Genomic DNA, 19,057 nt, shown 5'->3' with positions numbered 1-19,057 from the left:
GTGAAGTCCCAGGCGGTTGCGATGAAGTGGGGTGCAAGCTCCTCGAACTTATCTTGAAAAGTCCCAGTCAAGAGGATTTCCTATCTGCTAGCTGGATATGGGTTTATGGGCCTTTACAGGCTACTCGCGGTTGGGTGCGTTGGGTCGTTGATGCAAGGCTTCGTGGCCTCGCGCTGGGATGGGATGGGTGTTGCGAACTATCCGATCAGGCAAGGACTGCGAGCTGTGTACGAGCCCGGTGCGCGAGTCGAATGCGGCAGGCGGTGGCGGAAGCGGTGATCAATCACGGCCGCTCAGTCGGCGCGGTGGTGGCCAACCACAGGGGCGCACGGTAGAGCGCCCGGATCCATGGCCAACACTGCCCGATGATGGCCCCGAATTAGTACCCCGAAACCAGCCAGCAACAACCATCCCGACAAGCACCTCCAACCACCAAAACACCGAAAACAGCCAAGACCCGCACGGCTCAGGGGGCCGACGGCGTGCTCGGCGCTCGGGTGCTAGACGAGCTTGTAGTCCTGGGGTGGGCGCCAGTCGGCGGAGTCGTCTCCCGTTTCCACGAGGTGCTTGCACCAGAGGTGGACGAGCTCGGTGATGAGCCTTCTGTCGTCTTCCTTGATGCCTGGTTCCCAGGGTTGGTAGGAGAACTCTGCTTGCAGGTCGCTGTCCACGGGTTGGAATCGCAGTACCGTGAGGGATGGGACTTCGTCGTCGGTTTGGGTGTACTGGACTGCGAGCGCGTTGAGAGAGTCAAGCAGATCACCCTGAGCAGCCGGGCTGGCGTCGAGGCCGAGAGGAGCAACTTGGTGGGGCCGATATAGGCTGCCAGCTATTTGGTAAGTTGGTACCGCTACTGTCCAGTCTTCATCGTCAAAGCCGATGGCAACCCAGATGGTTTCGACCCGGTCGTGAAGTCCCAGGCGGTTGCGATGAAGTGGGGTGCAAGCTCCTCGAACTTATCTTGAAAAGTCCCAGTCAAGAGGATTTCCTATCTGCTAGTTAGATATGGGTCTATGGGCCTTTACAGTCCCGTCGGACAGTATTTCTTTTACCGTGAAACTTACGGGGCGGGCGTCAGCCCCGTAGTGGATGGTGATGTCCACGTCGAACTTTTCTCCCGCGGCCAGGCGCCTGGCCCAGTCGTTCTCTATCTTTTTGAACTTGGACAGATTGACGGAACTGGCTTGGGAGACCAGGTTGTCCAGCTCGGGGGAGCCCCCGAAGCGGTCGCCGAAGAGATGCCCCGCGTGGTCGCCCTCCAACTTTCCCGGGGTGTTCTGGGCGTGCGGGGCACGGGGGCTCTTCTCGGGCAGCTTCAGCGGTCGCGCGTGGGCCGAGGTGATGCGGCCCATGTCGTCGGTGGTGTAGTAATACTTGGTTCTGGTGCCAGACTTGCCAGTGGAGTAGATGACATTCTTCTTGAGGACGGTGTCGCCGCCGGCTTCGAAGGGCTCGGACACCCATTTCAGCTTCCGAGTGATGGAAGCCATGATGCCCCTGGCTATCTTGCTGGGTTTCTTGGCCATCGGATCACCCCAAAGCTTCGTTCAGAACCTGGTCGGCGGCGTAGTCGATTGCGGCGTTGATCACTCGTCTCACGGCCTCCCTAACGACCAGTGCTCCGGGGCCGCTAGCCAGAGAAGCGGCCATGACGATCAACTGAGCAATGAACACCCCCTTCAACACCACCACGATCCCGGAGGAGACTCTGCAGACGACTGCGGCTCCGTCGCAGGCCTCGTTGAAGGAGCGCAGGGCCTCGTAGTTGGAGTCTCCGGTGGACACGGCCTGAACGAAGTTGCTCAGAGCGGGACCTTCATTGTTTGACTTTACGTGCTCCAGAGCCGTCAAGAAATCCGATTCCAGGCTCCTGCCGCTCCGGGCGGTCTCCTCAAACTCGCGCGCCCATTCGGAGAGCACGTCCTCGTTGCTGATCGGCCAGTTGAAGCCAAGATAGTTCAGGGCCTCGCCCAGCCAGGCGGGAAGCATGAGCGCCATCTCAGGACCCCACCTTGAGCGCAACCTGCTCCGCGTATTCGGCCGCCGCCCGGTAGGCTTCGGCGGTGGCGCTCATCCCGTCGCTCACCGCGTCGAACCCCTCGGCGAGCCCGGCGGCGGTCTCCCGGAAAGCCTCTACGGCAACCGGGAAGACGATGGCGAAAGCCGCGTCCATCATGGTCCCGTTGCCATCGCACCCGAGCCGCTGGGACGTCATGCCCGCGAAGGCGCTCTCCGCTCGCTTGGCGAAGGCCTCCGCGTCCTGTGCGATGGCCCGGGAACCCTTCTCCCACGACTCTGGATGAAACCTGATCGTCCCGCCGCTCATCGCAGGCCCCCCAGCAGATCATCGATCTGACCCCTGAAGGTCCCGGACAGGGCCTGCGAAATCTGGATCAACTTGGCTTGCACATCAGCCTGCTCGTAGCTCGTGTTCCGTGCGCTCTCGATCTCCGCATCGACGAGCGCGGTGAGCGCACCCGTGATCGCATCGGCCAGGACCTCCTCGACCTTCTGGTAGGACTCTTCTTTCAACCAGTACGGATCCAACTGAACATCGACCGCCTTGAAACCTTGCAGGGTGATCTCCACGCGGCCGCTCGCATCCCGGAAAGTCACCTCGTGCTCCGGGCGAGCACCCCAATCCGCCGGATCGGCCCCCTCCTCCCGGAGGGCTTCGGCCACCCGTCTACTGGTCTCGCTGATCTCTTCTCGCACAAGGAACCCCCTCACGTCGGCTCAAGCCTACCCGCTCGGAGTTCATTCGGGCCGAAGCCCGGCGGCGAACGTCGAGCGCTGCCAAGCCGGGCGACGCCGAGCTGCGCCGTTCTTCGGGCCCTTCCGGCGGGGGAGCCGGTGGCGCGGGTCCTCGTGGACAAAAAGTTGGGGGACACGCCTTAGGCGCGTCCCCCAACCGGGTTAGTTCAGCCTCACTCAGCCAGTCTGGCGTTGAGCTTGGTCATCAGGTCGATCGCGGCCTCCGGGATGTTGGTGCCCGGCGGGTAGATCGCGTCGGCGCCGTTGGCCCGGAGCTCGTCGAAGTCCTGGCTCGGGATGACGCCACCCACCACGATCATGATGTCCTCGCGGCCGAGCTTGTTCAACTCCTCCCGCAGCGCAGGCACCAAGGTGAGGTGTCCTGCTGCGAGCGAGGAGGCGCCCACGATGTGCACGTCGGACTCGACGGCCTGCCGGGCGGTCTCTTCGGGAGTCTGGAACAGTGGGCCGACGTCAACGTCCATGCCGAGGTCGGCGTAGGCGGTGGCAATCACCTTCTGGCCGCGGTCGTGGCCATCCTGTCCCATCTTGGCGACGAGGATGCGGGGGCGGCGGCCTTCGTTCTTCTCGAACTCGGCGACGAGCTGGCGAGCCTCTTCAACCTTGCTGCTGGATCCGGTTTCGGTGCGGTACACACCACTGATAGTACGGATCTGGGCGGTGTAGCGGTTGAAAACCCTCTCCAGGGCGTCGGAAATCTCGCCTACCGACGCGTTGGCCCGCGCGGCGTCGATGGAAACCTGCAGCAGGTTGCGGTCGGGATCCGTCGGATCGGGGTTGGCCGCGGCCCAGGTGACGCGCTCCAGCGCGGCCTGGCAGGCGGCCTCGTCGCGCTCCGCACGCAGTCGCTGCAGCTTGGCGATCTGCTGCTCGCGCACCGCCTTGTTGTCCACCTTCAGCACTTCGAGCTCTTCTTCGCTCTCCAGCTGGTACTTGTTGACGCCGATCACCGGCTGCCGACCGGAGTCGATTCGGGCCTGGGTACGGGCAGCGGCCTCCTCGATGCGCATCTTCGGGATGCCTGCCTCGATGGCCTTCGCCATACCGCCGGCCTGCTCGACCTCCTGAATGCGCTCCCAAGCCTTACCGGCCAGCTCGCGCGTCAGGCGCTCGACGTAGGCCGAGCCAGCCCACGGGTCAACGGTCTTGGTGGTGCCGGATTCCTGCTGGATGAACAGCTGGGTGTTTCGGGCGATGCGGGCCGAGAAGTCGGTGGGCAGCGCGATGGCCTCGTCGAGCGCGTTGGTGTGCAACGACTGGGTGTGGCCCTGGGTGGCGCCCATCGCCTCGATGCAGGTGCGGGCAACGTTGTTGTACACGTCCTGAGCGGTCAGCGACCAGCCCGAGGTCTGCGAGTGCGTGCGCAGGCTCATCGACTTCGGGTTCTTCGGCCCGAACTGGTTGACGAGCTTTGCCCACAGCATGCGCGCCGCGCGCATCTTGGCGACCTCCATGTAGAAGTTCATGCCGATCGCCCAGAAGAACGACAACCGCGGCGCGAACTGGTCCACGTTCAGCCCGACCGACTCGCCGGCGCGGATGTATTCGACGCCATCGGCCAGGGTGTAGGCCATCTCGATGTCTGCCGTAGCGCCCGCCTCCTGCATGTGGTAGCCGGAGATGGAGATCGAGTTGAACTTCGGCATGTTCCGGGAGGTGAACGCGAAGATGTCGGCGATGATACGCATCGACGGCTGCGGTGGGTAGATGTACGTGTTGCGGACCATGAACTCCTTCAGAATGTCGTTCTGAATCGTTCCGGCCATCTGCTCGTACTTGACGCCTTGCTCCTGCGCCGCGACGATGTACAGCGCCAGAACGGGCAGCACGGCGCCGTTCATGGTCATCGACACCGACATCTGGTCGAGCGGGATGCCGTCGAACAGCTGACGCATGTCGAGGATCGAGTCGACGGCCACGCCAGCCATGCCGACGTCGCCGGTCACCCGCGGGTGGTCGGAGTCGTAGCCGCGGTGCGTCGCGAGGTCGAACGCGATCGAGAGGCCCTTCTGGCCGGCCGCCAGGTTGCGGCGGTAGAAGGCGTTGGACTCCTCGGCGGTGGAGAAGCCCGCGTACTGGCGGATGGTCCACGGCTGGTTGACGTACATCGTCGAGTAGGGTCCGCGCAGGAACGGCGGGATGCCGGGGCGGGTCTCAAGGAAGTCGAGGCCTTGGAGATCCTGGTCGCCGTACAGCGGCGGCACGAGGATGTGCTCCGGGGTCTGCCAGCCCTGCGAGTAGCCGTTCGCGCCGAGGGCGGCGTCGTACTTGTGGTGGTCCTTGCCCGGCTTCAGCTGGCCAAGGTCGATATCCGAGAAGCGGGGGATGCTCACTTGGCTACTCCCATCAGGTCGAGGGTGGATTCAAGCAGCTCGACCACGTCCATGCCGTCGAAGACGTTGCCATAGAACAGGCCTTCGGTGTCTTCCACACCGAGCTCCCTGAATTGACCGGCGAGGAGGACACGCTCGGCGCCCGCCTCCTTCAGCGCCTTCGCGACGGCCATGCCGTGCTCGGCGTACATCACAGCGTTGGAACAGAGCGCCACAACCTTGATGCCCTTGTCTTTGAGCTGGCCGGCGAACTCCGCCGGGTCGGTGCCCTCCACGAGGACTGTTTCGATGCCCGCGACGTGGAAGAGGTTGGACGTGAAGCCCTCGCGTGGCCCGAAGTGGCGTCGCTGACCGATGCAGGCCAGCATCACCTGCGGGTTCAGGCCCGCGGCGCGCGCGTTCTCGGAGCGGTCGCGCAGCGCCTCGAACACCTCGGAGTCGCGCACCATCTGTAGTCCGCCGAGCGCGGGCGCGGCCGGACGGGCCTTGGCCACGACCTTCTTCTCTTCGTAGTTGGGGAACATCGACACGCCGGTCAGCGGCTGCTTGCGCGTGGCCAGCCGGGCGGCGCGGTCCTTGTTGATCTGCTCCAGCTGTCCCGCGACGGTGCCGTCGCTCAGGCGGGCGATGAAGCCTGCGCCGTCGAGTTCCTGGAACACCGCCCAGGCCTTCTCGCCCATCTGGCGGGTCATGGACTCAATGAACCAGGAGCCGCCGCCCGGGTCGTTGACGCGGCCGACGTTGGATTCCTCGGCCAGCAGCGCCTGCGTGTTGCGCGCGATGCGGCGGGAGAACTCGCTGGGCAGGCCCCAAACCGTGTCGAAGGGCAGCACGGTCGCGACATCGGCACCACCAGCCGCGGCGGCGAACGAGGAGATCGTGGTGCGCAGCACGTTGACGTAGGCGTCATCGCGGCTCAGCTGTCGCAGGGAGGAGACGGCGTGTTGCAGCGCGCCACGATTCTCCTCTGCGACGCCGAGCACCTCGCCGACGCGGCTCCACAGAGTGCGCAGCGCACGCAGCCGAGCGATGGTGAGGAACTGCTCGGTGGAGGCAGACACGCGGAACATGATCTGGCCGAAGGCCTCGTCGGCGCTCAACCCGAGGTCGACCAGCGCGCGGACGTATTCGACGCCCACGGCGATCGCGTAGCCGAGTTCGTGCACGTCCCCGGCCCCGGCGTTGTGGTAGATCGTCGCGTCCACGACGATCGGCCGCACCTTTGGGAACGGTTTGGCCAGTTCAACAGCCTCGCGCAGCACACTCAGATCCGGGCTGGTGCCTGCGAGGGCTGCCGCGCCAATCGGATCGACCCCCAGGTTGCCGGAAACCTGGGCGGGCTTGCCCTTGGTGAAGACGGCCGCCAAAGCGCGTGCGGCCTCGATCTGTTGGGTCTTTGAGGTTACGTAAATGGGGGCGAGGTCGATCAGCACGCCTCCCAGCACGGCCGCCACGTCGTCGGCTGCCAGCGCATCGGGGTCGACGCGCAGGAAGACGGCGGAGCCGCCGCGCTCTAGATCAGCGAGGATCTGCGCCTTGGTGAAGGCGACGTCACCATCCTCATGCAGCTGGGCGATCTGCCAGCCGTCTTGCATCTCGCCGGTGCGAATCGTCGTGCCACGAGTGTAGGGAGCCACACCCGGGTAACCGAGTTCCTCTACACCGTCTTCCTTGACGTACAGCGGCTTGATTTGGAGCCCATCCACCGTGTAACTGGTCAGGCGTTGGTAGGCCTGTTCGGTGTTCAGCTCTTTGCCTTCTGGTCGCTTGCGGTTCAGCACCTTCAGGACTTCCCTCTCCCAGTCTTCCTGTGAAGGGGTAGCGAAGTCTGCGGCCAGGTTGAAGTTCTGCGTCTCAGCGCTCATAGCTCTCCATCCGGGTCCGGGGCGCGGTATGGCCCCACTGGGAAACTCTAGTCGGTGCACTTTCCGGCTGCGAAAGGGGGCTGAGTTGGTAAGACCTACTTGGCCAGGCGCTATTAAGTGAGGAAAGTATGCCGTTAACAGAAGGGGGTATTTGGCTGATTCCAAGGTGAGACGCAAGGCTTCCGCCCTATAGTGGACACATACGTACTACGTCTGGTAGTGGACGTTGCGAGAGGTTGCAGGAGGACAGCATGGTCCGCTTGGTTAGGCGTCTCTGGCGCGACTTCACGCATGCCTTCACCGGCTGGATTGGAATCACGCTGGCGGCGCTGGTGGGGGTGGTCGTCGGCGTATCGGCGTTCACCTTCTCCTACTCTGGTTTCTTCAACTACTTCTACGACGACCCCGCCACGTGCGCGGCCTGTCACGCCATGCAGGAGCAGTACGACGGGTGGATGCGCGGGCCGCACCGCGACGTCGCCACGTGCAACTCCTGCCACACCCCACACACCAACATCATCGACAAGTATGTGAACAAAGCGGAGAACGGCTTCATGCACGCCCTCAAGTTCACCACGCAGGACTACCCGGAGAATATCCAGATCCGTCCGCACAACCAGCGGATAGCAGAGGCGTCCTGCATCTACTGCCATAGCAACATGGTGGAGAACATCACACATGGTTCCGCCGCCGGAGGCGAAACCCTGTCCTGCATCAGATGCCACGACGGCGTGGGTCACAAGAGGTGATCAAAATGACTGACGAACTCAAGCACGAACAGGCGGGCAGCGCCGAACCCCCTCCGGCAGGGGGCAAGGTGTGGGCTGGTCCGCGAGCGCGTTGGGTGCCAGTGCTGGTGCTGGTATTCGTCGCGATCTCCGCTGCGGCCCTGACCTGGTTCCTGACGACAATCTTTGAACACAAGCAGGAGGCGAAGGAGCCGTTCTCGCACGTCGTGAACGTCACCGACACCACCTACGATCCGGCGGTCTGGGGGCAGAACTTCCCTCGTCACTACCAGGCGCACATCGCCACCCGGGAGATGGAGGAAGACAACGTCGTGGACCGTGAGCCCACAGACGACGACCCCCGAACCAAGATCGCGCTCAGCAAGCTGGAGAAGGATCCCAGGCTCGTCACCATGTGGCAGGGTTACGCCTTCTCCAAGGACTACCGGCGCCCCCGCGGGCATGAGTACATGCTGGAAGACCAGAAGCTGACGAAGCGGGTAAAGGTGGTCAAACAGCCCGGCGCTTGCCTGAACTGCCACGCCTCCCTGCCCGAAGTGATGGACACTCTGGGCGACGGCGACAGAGCCAAGGGCTGGGCTGAAATGAACAAACTGCCCTTCGAGGAAGCAGTTCAGCACGCCAAGGGGCCGATCGCCTGCATTGACTGCCATACCCCCGGAACGATGGAGTTGCGAATCACCAGGCCGGCCTTCATCGAGGGCATCGCGCGCTACAAGGAGAAGGTCGAGGGTATCCAGGGCTACGACGTCAACCGCGACGCCACCGTCCAGGAGATGCGCGCCTTTGTCTGCGCCCAGTGCCACGTCGAGTACTACTTCAAGGGCGAGGGCAAGACCTTGACCTTCCCGTGGAGCTACGGCTTCCAGGCCATGGATGCCATCAAGTTCTACGACGAGATCGGCTGGAACGACTTCGAGCACACACTCACCGGCGCCAATGTGCTCAAGGCCCAGCACCCGGACTTCGAGACCTGGATGCAGGGCACGCACGCGGCCAACGGTGTGACCTGTGCCGACTGCCACATGCCGTACCGTCGCGACGGCGCGGCCAAGGTGATGGACCATCAGATCGCCAGCCCGATGCGCAACGACGACATGATCAACGCCACCTGCCTCACCTGCCACCACTCCACCCCACAGGAGATGAAGGAGCGCGTGGATACCATCCAGCACCGCTGGCAGGACGCCGTTAACGTGTCCTTCGACGCGCTGGATGCTCTAATCAAGGACATTGAGGCAAACAAGGAAACCGCGAAGCCTGAGGACCTCGCCAAGGCACGCGACTTCCAGCGGTGGGCACAGTTCCTGATCGACATGAACGTCAGCGAGAACAGCCACGGCTTCCATGCGCCCCAGTACCAGGTGGCGACGCTGAACCAGGCAACCGACTTCGCGCGCAAGGGACAGCTGGCCCTGCACGGCATCGACGTCGGTCCCGTCACGGGAAGCGGGCAGAACTGATGAGCCGGCCCACCCCTGAGGTTGACCCCAAGGAACTCGACGCGTACCTCGCCACAGCTCCCCCCAACCTCAGGGAGTGGGCCGACGCACAGCGAGAACAGCTGGCCCTCGGCCCGACCCTGGCCGAACTTACCGAGGCCGACGCGCTGCCCGACGACGAGACGCGCCCACCTATCAAAGCGGCAGCCTCAGGCATCGCCAGCGGAATCAACAAGGTATTGGTGGCCCTGCTCGCTGCAGCGATTGTCCTGCTCGTGCAGCAGTGGGGGCGCCCCACCCAGCAGGTGGCGCAGTCGCCGCACGGCGACATGAACGCGATGCAGCAGGGAATGACCCAGTTTGCCCAGCTGGACAACAAGCGCGTCGAGGAACTGAAGAAGCAGCTGGAGGATGAGCCCAACAACGTCGCGGCGCTGAAGGAATTGGGCAAGCTGTACAACGACGCCGGCCAGTGGCAGGAATCCCTCGACTTCCAGAACAAGGTGCTCGCGCTAACCCCGGACGACTACGACGCGCTACTCGCCTCAGGCGTGATCCACTTCAACCTGGGGGAGCTGGCCAAGGCGGAGGAATCATGGCTGAAGGCGACGAAATCCGCGCCGGATAAACCCGAGGGGCATTTCAACCTGGGCTTCATCTACCTGGCGAAAGAGCCAGCCGAGAAAGAGAAGGCTCGGCAAAGCTGGGAGAACCTGATCCGCATCGCCCCCGACTCGCAGCTGGCCGAAACCGCGAAGTCGCACCTCGAACAGTTGGACAAGGAGCAGTGACGTGTCCACCCGAACCGAGGACCCGGTAGACGGTCTAGACGCGCACATCGACGTCAGTGCGGGCGGCCTCCTCAGACGCATCTACGCCATCTTTTACAACAAGACCGTCGGACTTGCGCTGATCTTCCTCACCGGGGGACTGACCCTCGTCGGAGTGCTGACAAAGCAGATGCCCGACCATGTCCGCCTCGACGAGGCGGCGCGCGTCGGCTGGCTGGAGCAGGCCCGCGCCGTCTACGGCGGCTGGACGAACCTCCTCGACCTGCTGGGGTTCTTCCACCTCTTCTCCTCGCCGCTTTACTTGACAGTGACCGCGCTGCTGGCGCTGTCCATCATCGGGTGCACCACACACCGGCTACCGCTGCTCTACCGCAACGCCTACCGCCCGCACACGCATGTCCGGCCCAGCTTCTACACCCACGCCAAGCTGAATGATTCCTTTGTGGCGAGCCTGCCGCCCGAGCAGGCCCGCGCGCGCGTCGCCGAAGGTTTGCGGGCCGCCCGGTACCGCGTCGTCGAGGACCCGTCGGGGGAGAGCCTCTATGCCGACCGCTTCCACTGGGCACCCTTCGGGACGGCGGCCGCCCACGCAGGATACGTGATCGTGATGGCGGGATTCGTGGTCAGCTCGTTCACCGGTTTCCGCCTAGAGGGCTTCGACCTGACCGTAGGGATCCCCAAGGAAGTTGGGGCAGGCAGCGCCCTGACCGCGGAGGCCCTGTCGTTCACCGACACCTACGACCCGGAGTGGTCGACGCCGATCGACTACGTCACGGACCTCCGGGTTACTCGCGGAGCCGAGACGTTTCAGCACGAGGTGCGGGTCAACGATCCGTTGATCATCGACGACATCTACTTCCATCAAGCCTCCTTCGGGATCTCCGCCGTGGTGCGCATCGCCGATAACACCGGGCGCGAGCTGTATGCCGACGGGGTGCCGCTCTCCTTCCGCAGCCCCGACGGCAAGCGACAGTACGGGGTGGTGCTGCTCGACGAGCAGCAGATGGAGGTCTTCGTCACCGCCGCGGCCTCCGGGGCCACGGTGCCGGGCCTGGCGCCGGGCCAGGTGAATGTCGAGGCGTATCCCCTCGGGCAACGCAGCCCGCTGGGCACCGCTGTCATCGACCCGAAGGGTTCCGCTGAGGTCGGCCCGCTCAAGGTGTCCTACGAGCGGGAGCAGAAATACACCAGCCTCATCGTGAAAAGAGACCCGGGCAGCTGGGTGGTGTGGCTCGGCTGCGCCCTGCTCATCGTCGGCACCTGCCTCACCATGGGATTGCCGCACCGGCGCCAATGGGTGCGGGTCACCGCCGACGGCGACGGCTCACGCGTCGAAACAGCCACCCCGGACAAGCCGGACACCGGACGTCGTAGGATATTTGACCAGGCAGTCCAGTCAATGAAGACAGCCGTCGAGCCGTAGAAAGGAAGGCGACGACAATGCTTACCGCTGCCCAACTTCTCCTTGTCGCGACGACAGTACTCACCCTGATCGGTTTCGCGTGCTACGTGGTGGCCGTGTGGTTCTCGAAGAGCCCGGCCCGGGTTCCCGAGCCGGCCGCCGTGGGTGCCGGAAGCGGTGCGGAGCCGACCAACCGGCCGCGTGAAGCGGCCGAGGCCGGCGGGCACGGCATCGTGTGGCTGGGGTCGATGCTGTCGAAAGCGGCCTTCGCAACGCTCACCACGTCGATGGTGCTGAGAACCATCGACACCGGGCACGCCCCCTTCGCTAACCACTACGAATTCGCTGTTTCCTTCTGCTGGGGCATGTTGCTGGCCCACCTCTTCGTCGAGTGGCGCTACCGGGTGCGGACGCTGGCGGTGGTGATGCTGCCGGTGATCCTGGGCATGCTGGTCTATGCCACGACGCTGTCCTACGAGGCCAAGCCACTCATGCCGGCGCTGCAGAACTCGCCGCTGCTCACCATCCACGTCTTCACCGCCGCGCTGTCCTACGGCGCCGCGGCCGTCGGCTTCGGGGCCGCGGTGATGTACCTGCTGGCGCCACACGTGAAGTGGAAAGGCTGGCCCCGTCGGGAGCTGCTCGACGAGATCGGCTACAAGGCCGTCGTCGTCACTTTCCCGCTGCTGACCATCATGATCGTCCTTGGCTCCATCTGGGCCAACGTCGCCTGGGGTAGGTATTGGAGCTGGGATCCGAAGGAGACGGCCGCGTTGGTGACGTGGCTCGTCTACGGCGGCTACCTGCACGCCAGGGTCACCCGCGGCTGGCGGGGCACCGGATCGGCCTGGCTGCTGGTGCTGGGGTTCTTCGCCATCCTGTTCACCTACTTCGGCAACCTGTTCTTCGGCGGGTTGCACTCCTACGCATGATGGCCGGGAAAAAGTTCCCCGTTGCGGGGGTGGTTGCGCTGGTGCTGCTCGTCGCGGGGGCACTGCTGGTCGGCCGCTGGGTGGTGGGCGACCATGCGCCCGCCAGCAACGTCGTGAGCGTCGCGGGCGCCCAGCCCGCGCCCAAGGTGGGGCAACCGGCGCCGCCCTTCTCGGCGCCGACCCTTGACGGCGCACCCGCCCTTCGGGCGGGCAAACCCGTTTGGCTGGTGTTCATGGCCTCTTGGTGTCAGCAGTGCCGCGTCGAAGCGCCGGATATCCAGGAGGCGGCTGAGCTGGGTGAGGTGAACGTCGTCGCGGTCTACCTCGGGGAGGACGAGGAGAAGGTGCGCGACTACGCCAAGCGGGTCGGGCTCACCTTCGCGGCGATCCCCGACCCGGAGCAGAAGCTGGCGGCCGCCTACGGGGTCCGGTCAATCCCCACGCACTACTTCATCGACGCCAGCGGCACGGTCCGCGACGTGGCGTTCGGGGCGCTCGGCAAAAAGGATATCGCCGCCCGCCTCGACGGGCTGCTGGGCAAGCGCTGACCGTCAGCCCTTAGCGGCCGCCCGCGCGGCGGCCGGCAGGGCGTCGGAGACGCGCTCAAGCACCCGCTCGTCATGGGTCGCGGAGACAAACCACGACTCGAAAGCCGACGGGGGCAGCGCCACGCCCGCGTCCAGCATCGCGTGGAAGAATCGGCCGAAGGCGGCGGTGTCCTGGGCGCGCGCGTCGACGTAGTTGCGTACCGGCCCCTCGCGGAAAAACACGGAAAACAGGTTGCCCGCCGTGGACACCACGTGCGGCACCGACGCCGCCGTCAGCTCGGATGAAACCGCTCCGCTCAGCTCCGCGGCCGCGTGGTCCACCCGCTCGTAGACACCCTCCGTGGCCAGCCGCAGCGTCGCGATGCCCGCGGCGGTGGCCAGCGGATTCCCGGAGAGTGTGCCCGCCTGGTACACCGGCCCCACGGGAGCCAGCAGCTGCATCACCGCCGAGCGACCGGCGAGCGCCGCCAGCGGCATGCCACCGCCCACCACCTTGCCGAACGTGACGAGATCGGGGGCCAGGTCAGGCTCGATCCCCAGCCAGCCCGACGGGCTCACCCGGAAACCGGTGAGCACCTCGTCGACGATGAACAGCGCGCCGTGCGCTCGGCAGAGTCGCTGAAGGGCCAGGTTGAACCCCTCGGCGGGCGCGACGACCCCCATGTTGGCGGGCGCGGCCTCCGTGATGACGCACGCGATCTCCTCGCCGCACTCGGCGAACACCGCCTCCAGCTGGGAGAAGTCGTTGTACTCCACGACGATGGTGTCGGCCGCCGCGGCCGTCGTCACCCCGGCGGAGCCTGGCAGCCCTTGCGTCGCCAGCCCGGAACCGGCGGCGGACAGCAGCGCGTCGGAGTGGCCGTGGTAGCAGCCGGAGAACTTGACGATCTTGTCGCGCCCGGTGGCGCCGCGCGCCAACCGGATGGCCGTCATCGTGGCCTCCGTGCCGGTGGACACGAAACGCACCTGCTCCGCCACCGGCACCCGGGCGCGGATCAACTCCGCCAACTCGACCTCTGCGCTCGTCGGGGCGCCGAAGGACAGGCCGTGGGCGGCGGCCTCCTGCACGGCCGATACCACGTCGGGGTGTGCGTGCCCGAGCAGCGCGGGCCCCCAAGAACACACCAGATCCACGTACTGCTGGCCGTTCACGTCGTAGATGTACGGGCCCTTCGCGGCGGAGACGAACAGCGGGGTGCCGCCCACCGACCCGAAGGCCCGCACCGGGGAAGAAACCCCGCCCGGGATGACCTGCTGCGCCCTGTGAAAGAGCTGCGCCGTGTCGATCACTTCAGCCATTGGGCCAACTCCAATCCCCAGTAGGTGAGTACGATGTCTGCCCCCGCACGTACGATCGCGGTGACAGACTCGCAGATAGCGGCCCTGCGGTCGAGCCAGCCGCGCTCCGCGGCCGCCTCGATCATCGAGTACTCTCCGGAGACCTGATAGGCCGCCACCGGTACCCGAGAAAGGCGCGCCACGTCGCTCAGCACGTCGAGATAGTAGCCCGCGGGTTTCACGAGCACGATGTCCGCGCCCTCGGCGAGGTCCAGCTCGGCCTCCCGGAGCCCCTCGCGGCGGTTCGCGGGATCTTGCTGGTAGGTGCGGCGGTCGCCGGTGAGGGTCGAGGCGACGGCTTCCCGGAACGGGCCATAGAACCCCGAAGCGTACTTCGCAGCGTAGGCGAGGATCGCGGTGTGCGTGCAGCCCGCGTCGTCGAGGCCAGCGCGGATCGCCGCCACCTGGCCGTCCATCATCCCCGACGGCGACACCACGTCGGCGCCCGCCTCCGCCTGGGCCAGCGCCATCGCCACATAGGCGGGCAGCGTCGCGTCGTTGTCTACCACGCCGTCGGTCAGCAACCCGCAATGGCCGTGGGAGGTGAACTCGTCCAGGCAGGTGTCCGCGAACACCACGGTTTCGCCGCCCACGGCGTCGCTCACCGCGCGCAACCCGCGCTGCAGGATGCCGTCGGCTGCCCAGGCCGCGGAGCCCAGCTCGTCCTTGGCGTCGTCGTCGGGCACCCCGAACAGCATGATGCCGCCGAGCCCGGCGGCCGCCACCTGCTCCGCGACGCGGGCCACCCCCGACACGGTGTGCCGGCGAACCCCGGGCATCGAGTCGATGGGGCCCTCCCGCTCGGCGACGAACACGGGTAGGACGAGCTGGGCGGGCCGCAACTCCACCTCACGAACGAGGCGACGCAGGGCTGGGGTGCGGCGCAGGCGGCGCGGGCGCATCGGGATCGGCATGGGGTCAGCCTACTCGGCAGCCGGTCGGTGGCCGCGGCCCGAGCGATTCAGTCGGGCAGGCGGGCGAGCGCGGCGGCCACGCCCTGGGGATCCTGGGTGGGTGCGGTGCCGGCCACGGGCACCCCGGCCGCGCGCAGCGCCTCCGCGGACGGCGGCCCGAAGGCCACGACGGGGGTGTCGTGCCACCCGAACAGCTCACTGAAGGCCTCGCCCACGGAGCCCGAGGTGATGACGACCGCGTCGAAGTCGCCCCGCCGCCAAGCCGCCACCACCGGCTCGGGAACCGTGGCCGCCGCATGGACGTCGTAGGTGGCCAGCCGCTCGACGGTGTATCCCCTCCGGCTGAGGCCCTCGGCCAGCTCGGGGCCGGAGCGGGCGGAGCCGGGAAGCAGCACCCGGCCGGAGCCCGCGGGCCAGAGGGTCAGCAGGGCCGCCGCGCTGCTGGCGCCCTCGGGGCACAGGTCCACGGCGTACCCGCGGCTGGTGAGCGCGCGGGCGGTGGCGCCCCCGACCGCCGCGATCCGGCCCGCCACCCGCGTCGGCCCGCGGTCCAGCAGCGCGACGCCCCTGGGCGACGTGAACACCACCCAATCGGCCGCCAGCACCTCGGGAGTGGCGAGGACGACCGTCTCCAGCACCGGGCAGCACGTCACCTCCGCGCCCGCCGCGCGCAGGCCGTCGGCCAGTGCGCCCTCCTCGCGGGGCAGCAGCACCTGCATGCCCGCCAGCGAACCGTCGCCCAGCCACAGCGACTCGTCGTCGTGCAGCTCGGCCAGCCTTGATGGCCGGGTAGCGCGCAGGTCGGCCACCAGCTCGGCACCCGCCGCGCGCAGCTGCTGAACCGCCTCGCGCCCGGCCCCGACGCGCAGCGGCACCACGGCGCGAGCCGACGCGGCGCCGTCGAGGGAGGACACCGCGGCGGAGAGGACACCGTCGACGGCGGTGGCGGCGATCGGCGCGGCACAGCCCCCGCCGAGCAGCGCCAGCACGGCACGCTCCTCCTCGACGGCGAGTCGGGCCCGGGCGTCGTCGAGGGGTCGCAGCTGGGCGAGCACATCGTCGGCGTCCGCGCGGCACTCTAGCGCCAGGGCCCCCTGCCCGGGGGCGCCGATGATGGGCAGCAGCTCGTCGATCAGGTGATCGAAGCCGAGGCGGCGCAGGCCCGCCGCGGCTAGCACCACCGCCGCCAGGTCATCGTCGGCGACGCGCGCCAGCCGGGTGCCGATGTTGCCCCGCACATCGACGAACCGCAGGTCGGGGCGCAGCGCTCGCAGCTGGGCCACCCTCCGCGGCGAGCCAGTGCCGACGGCGGCGCCAGCGGGCAGCTCCGCCAGTCGCTGGCCGCCGGCGACGAGCGCGTCGCGGGGGTCTTCGCGGCCGGGGATCGCGGCGATGGTTAATCCGGGGACGGGAGCGGTGGGTAGGTCCTTCAGCGAGTGCACCGCGAAGTCGCACCGGCCGTCGAGGATCGCGGTGCGCAGCTCGGCGGCGAACACGCCGAGAGTGCCCAGCCTGGTCAGCGAGCCGCGTTCCATGTCGCCGCGGGTCTTGATCCGGACCAGTTCCACGTCGTGGCCGCGCGAGCGGAGCAGCTGGGCCACGGACTCGGATTGGGCGACGGCCAGCGCTGACCCGCGCGTGCCCAGACGTAGCCTCACCGGGCACCCCGGGCGTGCGGGTGGGCGTGGGGTATGTGAGTCGGGTGGATTGCGGGGCGGTGCAGGCTCATGCAAGCGATTCTGCCAAACCAGGGGAAGGTGGTTGAATAGGCGGCGACATGGCCATCAGAGTGTTCTCCATCCAGCACGACAGGCAAGGGCTGTCGGAGGTTGAGCGGATCAGCCAGCAGCTCGACGGCCTGGCCGCGTGCGTGCGTGACCAGCCTGGGGTTTCGGGGGTCACCCTGCTCGCGACGTGCAATCGTGTCGAACTGCTGATGGAGGGCGACGCGGCCCTCGGCTGGCTGCGGATGGTGGTGGATGGGCATTTCGACGTGCCGCCGGACTGGGACGTCTTTCAGGGGGAGGGCGCGCTGCGGCATGTCTTTTCCGTCGCTGCGGGCCTGAGTTCGATGGTGGTTGGTGAGCGGGAGATTTCCGGCCAGCTGCGGCGAGCGCTGGGCGACGCGCAGGAGGCCGGGCGGTCGTCGCAGGCGCTGAACATCGTTGTTGAGGAGGCGCTGAAGACGTCGCGGCTGGTGGCCAATCGCACCAACCTTGATTCCGCGGGCCGGTCGGTGGTGAACGAGGGGCTGCGGCTCGTCGAGCTGCCCGACTGGTCGCGGGCGCGGGTGCTGATCCTGGGCACGGGTGCCTATGCGGGTGCCGTCGTGGCGGCGCTCCGGGCGCGCGGTGCGGGGGACATCGTCGTGCATTCCGCCAGTGGGCGCGCGGGCGAGTTTGCGCGCCGCCACCGGGTGGCCGCAGTGACGGACCTCAGCCAGGAGCTGCCGGGCGCGGATCTCGTCGTCACCTGCCGGGGACGGGGGCCGGTGGTTTTCCCGCACCACGTGCGGGCGGGGATGAAGCTGCTGGATCTGTCGCTCAATCGGGATGTGGACCGGCTGGTGGATCGGGTCGAGGGGGTGAGCGTGGTCGATCTGGCGGCGATCCAGGCCGCCATTCAGCCGCGCTATGCGCACGACTCAGCTCAGGCCGAGGCGCTCGTGGAGCAGGGCATCGCGAACGCGCTGGCCCGGCTGCGCTCGCGGGCCGTCGACCACGCCGTCGCGACGCTGCGGGAAGTGGCGTTGATGCTGGTGGAGGACGAGTTGGGCAGGCTGCCCAATCGTCCCCTGTCCCGCGACGATGTGGCGCACTCCCTGCGGCGGCTCGCCACGAGGCTGTTGCACGTCCCGTCGGCGCGGGCCCGGCAGGCTGCCGAGGAGGGGCGGGCGGAGGAATACCTGGCTGCGCTGGATGAGCTGTGTGGGATCGGTTCGCTGACCTGGCCGGGTGCTGCCGATGGCCAGAATACGGGGGCCGAAACGGCGCGGTGACCCCTTAGCAGGGCTGCCTCGTAAGCCGGCTGCTGAGCGGAGTTTTCCCCAACCAGGCGGCAAAATCTTCCAGTCCTCACCCCGGACTGCGCGGAGCTGTGGAAAACCCCTTTGGGTGCTGTCGGGCTGAATACGCTGGCGGACAGTCGAATGGAAAACCGTTGAGAAAGGGACATGGAAATGAACGTTGACAGAGCATACCCGGATGAGCAGTTGGGGTCGGAGGGCGCTCGGAGGCCGGAGGCCCGGGGCTGGAGCTTGGGAGAGGCGGTGATGATGGGGAGACCGGTGGTTGGAGAGTACCCGGTAACCGGGCCGGAGGAGCGTAAGGATCGGGGCACCTACTTGTCTGAATACACCATGTTCACGGTTCTGCGTACCGAGATGGCCTTTCTGGCGGGCATCGATGTCGCAGACGAGACAGCTAGAGCGCTGGAAAGTACCGGCGTCGAGGTGCGAGGATACTTTGACCTGGGAGGCTTCAACGGGGACGCCGACCTACTGGTGTGGCTGCACTCTGCTGAGCCGGGCAGGCTGCAACTCGCTTACCATGCGCTCCTGGGCGGTTCATTGGGTATTTCTATGCGCCCCGTGTCGTCCGTGGTTGTCTTTGGAGGGCGAGAAACGGGCTCGGGAGAACCAGGAGCCCCCACCAACAAGGGCTGGGTGGCCTACGGCGAGCAAGGACCGCTGCCGATTAAGAAACCGACCGACCGGGTTGCGGACAATCCTGGCCTGATGGTCCCGATGCGGGGTGCGTCGTGCTTCGCGGGCCAGGCCATGGGGACACAGTGTGCGGTGCTTCTGGCGGAGGCGGACTCCCCCGAAGCGGTTTCTGCCGCGATGGGTTGGCTGAATCAGCTGATGCTTCTCCTGGGCGTGGCTGTGGATTATCGCATCGGTCGGCGAGTCGATCTCGCGTCCTGGGTCGCTCGCCAACCGCAGACTGGTTGACATCACCCGAGCGTGT

The 19,057-nt window shown here is 66.6% G+C and carries 18 protein-coding genes and 1 pseudogene; 9 read left to right on the top strand and 10 right to left on the bottom strand.

What is annotated here, in order from left to right; translation table 11 throughout:
- Window positions 1-497 precede the first annotated feature (497 nt).
- Entirely contained in the window at window positions 498-821 is a 324-nt protein-coding gene (locus EII42_RS04315) for a hypothetical protein (protein ID WP_125170892.1), read from the top strand.
- Window positions 822-995: 174 nt separating this feature from the next.
- Here EII42_RS04315 and EII42_RS04310 read toward each other — a convergent pair whose 3' ends face one another.
- The 6 genes from EII42_RS04310 to mutA form a co-directional block, all read right to left on the bottom strand.
- The gene (locus EII42_RS04310; RefSeq protein ID WP_125170891.1) at window positions 996-1,526 is read right to left on the bottom strand and encodes a DNA/RNA non-specific endonuclease; all 531 of its coding nucleotides are present in this window, start codon (window positions 1,524-1,526) and stop codon (window positions 996-998) included.
- Between the two features lie 4 nt (window positions 1,527-1,530).
- Window positions 1,531-1,998: a hypothetical protein gene (locus tag EII42_RS04305; protein WP_125170890.1), complete on the bottom strand. Its 468-nt coding sequence runs from the start codon at window positions 1,996-1,998 to the stop codon at window positions 1,531-1,533.
- Between the two features lies 1 nt (window position 1,999).
- Complete coding sequence (locus EII42_RS04300; protein WP_125170889.1) at window positions 2,000-2,326, bottom strand: hypothetical protein; 327 nt, start codon at window positions 2,324-2,326, stop codon at window positions 2,000-2,002.
- Window positions 2,323-2,730 (bottom strand): hypothetical protein, encoded by a 408-nt coding sequence (locus tag EII42_RS04295; protein WP_125170888.1) that lies wholly within the window; start codon window positions 2,728-2,730, stop codon window positions 2,323-2,325. The genes EII42_RS04300 and EII42_RS04295 overlap by 4 nt, the downstream gene beginning before the upstream one ends.
- A 197-nt stretch (window positions 2,731-2,927) precedes the next feature.
- Window positions 2,928-5,108, bottom strand: a complete 2,181-nt coding sequence (gene scpA, locus EII42_RS04290; RefSeq protein ID WP_125170887.1) for a methylmalonyl-CoA mutase — start codon at window positions 5,106-5,108, stop codon at window positions 2,928-2,930.
- A complete protein-coding gene (mutA, locus tag EII42_RS04285; protein WP_125170886.1) occupies window positions 5,105-6,973 on the bottom strand; it encodes a methylmalonyl-CoA mutase small subunit in 1,869 nt (622 codons plus the stop codon). Before mutA ends, scpA begins: the two co-directional genes overlap by 4 nt.
- Before the next feature lie 251 nt (window positions 6,974-7,224).
- Between mutA and nrfH the strand changes: the two genes are divergently transcribed.
- The 6 genes from nrfH to EII42_RS04255 are packed head-to-tail and all read left to right on the top strand — an operon-like array spanning window position 7,225 to window position 12,837.
- Entirely contained in the window at window positions 7,225-7,722 is a 498-nt protein-coding gene (nrfH, locus tag EII42_RS04280) for a cytochrome c nitrite reductase small subunit (RefSeq protein ID WP_125170885.1), read from the top strand.
- A gap of 5 nt (window positions 7,723-7,727) precedes the next feature.
- The gene (locus EII42_RS04275) at window positions 7,728-9,185 is read left to right on the top strand and encodes an ammonia-forming cytochrome c nitrite reductase subunit c552 (RefSeq protein ID WP_125170884.1); all 1,458 of its coding nucleotides are present in this window, start codon (window positions 7,728-7,730) and stop codon (window positions 9,183-9,185) included.
- Window positions 9,185-9,955 carry a tetratricopeptide repeat protein gene (locus EII42_RS04270; RefSeq protein ID WP_125170883.1) on the top strand — a complete coding sequence of 257 codons (771 nt, stop codon included), beginning with the start codon at window positions 9,185-9,187 and terminating at the stop codon, window positions 9,953-9,955. Before EII42_RS04275 ends, EII42_RS04270 begins: the two co-directional genes overlap by 1 nt.
- 1 nt (window position 9,956) lies before the next feature.
- Window positions 9,957-11,378 carry a cytochrome c biogenesis protein ResB gene (locus EII42_RS04265; protein ID WP_125170882.1) on the top strand — a complete coding sequence of 474 codons (1,422 nt, stop codon included), beginning with the start codon at window positions 9,957-9,959 and terminating at the stop codon, window positions 11,376-11,378.
- 17 nt (window positions 11,379-11,395) lie between these two features.
- The gene (ccsB, locus tag EII42_RS04260; protein ID WP_125170881.1) at window positions 11,396-12,289 is read left to right on the top strand and encodes a c-type cytochrome biogenesis protein CcsB; all 894 of its coding nucleotides are present in this window, start codon (window positions 11,396-11,398) and stop codon (window positions 12,287-12,289) included.
- Window positions 12,286-12,837 carry a TlpA disulfide reductase family protein gene (locus EII42_RS04255; RefSeq protein WP_125170880.1) on the top strand — a complete coding sequence of 184 codons (552 nt, stop codon included), beginning with the start codon at window positions 12,286-12,288 and terminating at the stop codon, window positions 12,835-12,837. Before ccsB ends, EII42_RS04255 begins: the two co-directional genes overlap by 4 nt.
- A 3-nt stretch (window positions 12,838-12,840) precedes the next feature.
- Here EII42_RS04255 and hemL read toward each other — a convergent pair whose 3' ends face one another.
- The 4 genes and pseudogenes from hemL to hemC all read right to left on the bottom strand — a co-directional run.
- The gene (gene hemL / locus EII42_RS04250) at window positions 12,841-14,127 is read right to left on the bottom strand and encodes a glutamate-1-semialdehyde 2,1-aminomutase (protein ID WP_199729796.1); all 1,287 of its coding nucleotides are present in this window, start codon (window positions 14,125-14,127) and stop codon (window positions 12,841-12,843) included.
- The gene (gene hemB, locus EII42_RS04245; protein WP_125170878.1) at window positions 14,124-15,089 is read right to left on the bottom strand and encodes a porphobilinogen synthase; all 966 of its coding nucleotides are present in this window, start codon (window positions 15,087-15,089) and stop codon (window positions 14,124-14,126) included. Before hemB ends, hemL begins: the two co-directional genes overlap by 4 nt.
- Before the next feature lie 47 nt (window positions 15,090-15,136).
- On the bottom strand, window positions 15,137-15,808 hold the full coding sequence (locus tag EII42_RS13835; RefSeq protein ID WP_370318095.1) for a uroporphyrinogen-III synthase: 672 nt from the start codon (window positions 15,806-15,808) through the stop codon (window positions 15,137-15,139).
- Between the two features lie 57 nt (window positions 15,809-15,865).
- Window positions 15,866-16,747, bottom strand: a pseudogene (gene hemC / locus EII42_RS13830) (hydroxymethylbilane synthase); the annotation flags it as partial.
- Window positions 16,748-16,866: 119 nt separating this feature from the next.
- Here hemC and EII42_RS04235 point away from each other — a divergent pair.
- On the top strand, window positions 16,867-18,087 hold the full coding sequence (locus EII42_RS04235) for a glutamyl-tRNA reductase (RefSeq protein WP_125170876.1): 1,221 nt from the start codon (window positions 16,867-16,869) through the stop codon (window positions 18,085-18,087).
- A 180-nt stretch (window positions 18,088-18,267) separates the two neighbouring features.
- Window positions 18,268-19,041 (top strand): hypothetical protein, encoded by a 774-nt coding sequence (locus EII42_RS04230; RefSeq protein WP_125170875.1) that lies wholly within the window; start codon window positions 18,268-18,270, stop codon window positions 19,039-19,041.
- Window positions 19,042-19,057 lie beyond the last annotated feature (16 nt).

Origin of the sequence: Tessaracoccus sp. OH4464_COT-324 (assembly GCF_003932855.1) — a bacterium.
GTDB lineage: Bacteria > Actinomycetota > Actinomycetes > Propionibacteriales > Propionibacteriaceae > Arachnia.
This window is presented reverse-complemented; position numbering and strand designations above follow the sequence as displayed.

Excerpts from the sequence above, each read along its gene's own strand:
- EII42_RS04310 (WP_125170891.1), bottom strand. The coding sequence starts at position 1,526 with ATGGCCAAGAAACCCAGCAAGATAGCCAGGGGCATCATGGCTTCCATC.
- EII42_RS04305 (WP_125170890.1), bottom strand. The coding sequence starts at position 1,998 with ATGGCGCTCATGCTTCCCGCCTGGCTGGGCGAGGCCCTGAACTATCTT.
- EII42_RS04300 (WP_125170889.1), bottom strand. The coding sequence starts at position 2,326 with ATGAGCGGCGGGACGATCAGGTTTCATCCAGAGTCGTGGGAGAAGGGT.
- mutA (WP_125170886.1), bottom strand. The coding sequence starts at position 6,973 with ATGAGCGCTGAGACGCAGAACTTCAACCTGGCCGCAGACTTCGCTACC.
- nrfH (WP_125170885.1), top strand. The coding sequence starts at position 7,225 with ATGGTCCGCTTGGTTAGGCGTCTCTGGCGCGACTTCACGCATGCCTTC.
- EII42_RS04275 (WP_125170884.1), top strand. The coding sequence starts at position 7,728 with ATGACTGACGAACTCAAGCACGAACAGGCGGGCAGCGCCGAACCCCCT.
- EII42_RS04270 (WP_125170883.1), top strand. The coding sequence starts at position 9,185 with ATGAGCCGGCCCACCCCTGAGGTTGACCCCAAGGAACTCGACGCGTAC.
- ccsB (WP_125170881.1), top strand. The coding sequence starts at position 11,396 with ATGCTTACCGCTGCCCAACTTCTCCTTGTCGCGACGACAGTACTCACC.
- EII42_RS04255 (WP_125170880.1), top strand. The coding sequence starts at position 12,286 with ATGATGGCCGGGAAAAAGTTCCCCGTTGCGGGGGTGGTTGCGCTGGTG.
- hemB (WP_125170878.1), bottom strand. The coding sequence starts at position 15,089 with ATGCCGATCCCGATGCGCCCGCGCCGCCTGCGCCGCACCCCAGCCCTG.
- EII42_RS13835 (WP_370318095.1), bottom strand. The coding sequence starts at position 15,808 with ATGCAGGTGCTGCTGCCCCGCGAGGAGGGCGCACTGGCCGACGGCCTG.
- EII42_RS04235 (WP_125170876.1), top strand. The coding sequence starts at position 16,867 with ATGGCCATCAGAGTGTTCTCCATCCAGCACGACAGGCAAGGGCTGTCG.
- EII42_RS04230 (WP_125170875.1), top strand. The coding sequence starts at position 18,268 with ATGAACGTTGACAGAGCATACCCGGATGAGCAGTTGGGGTCGGAGGGC.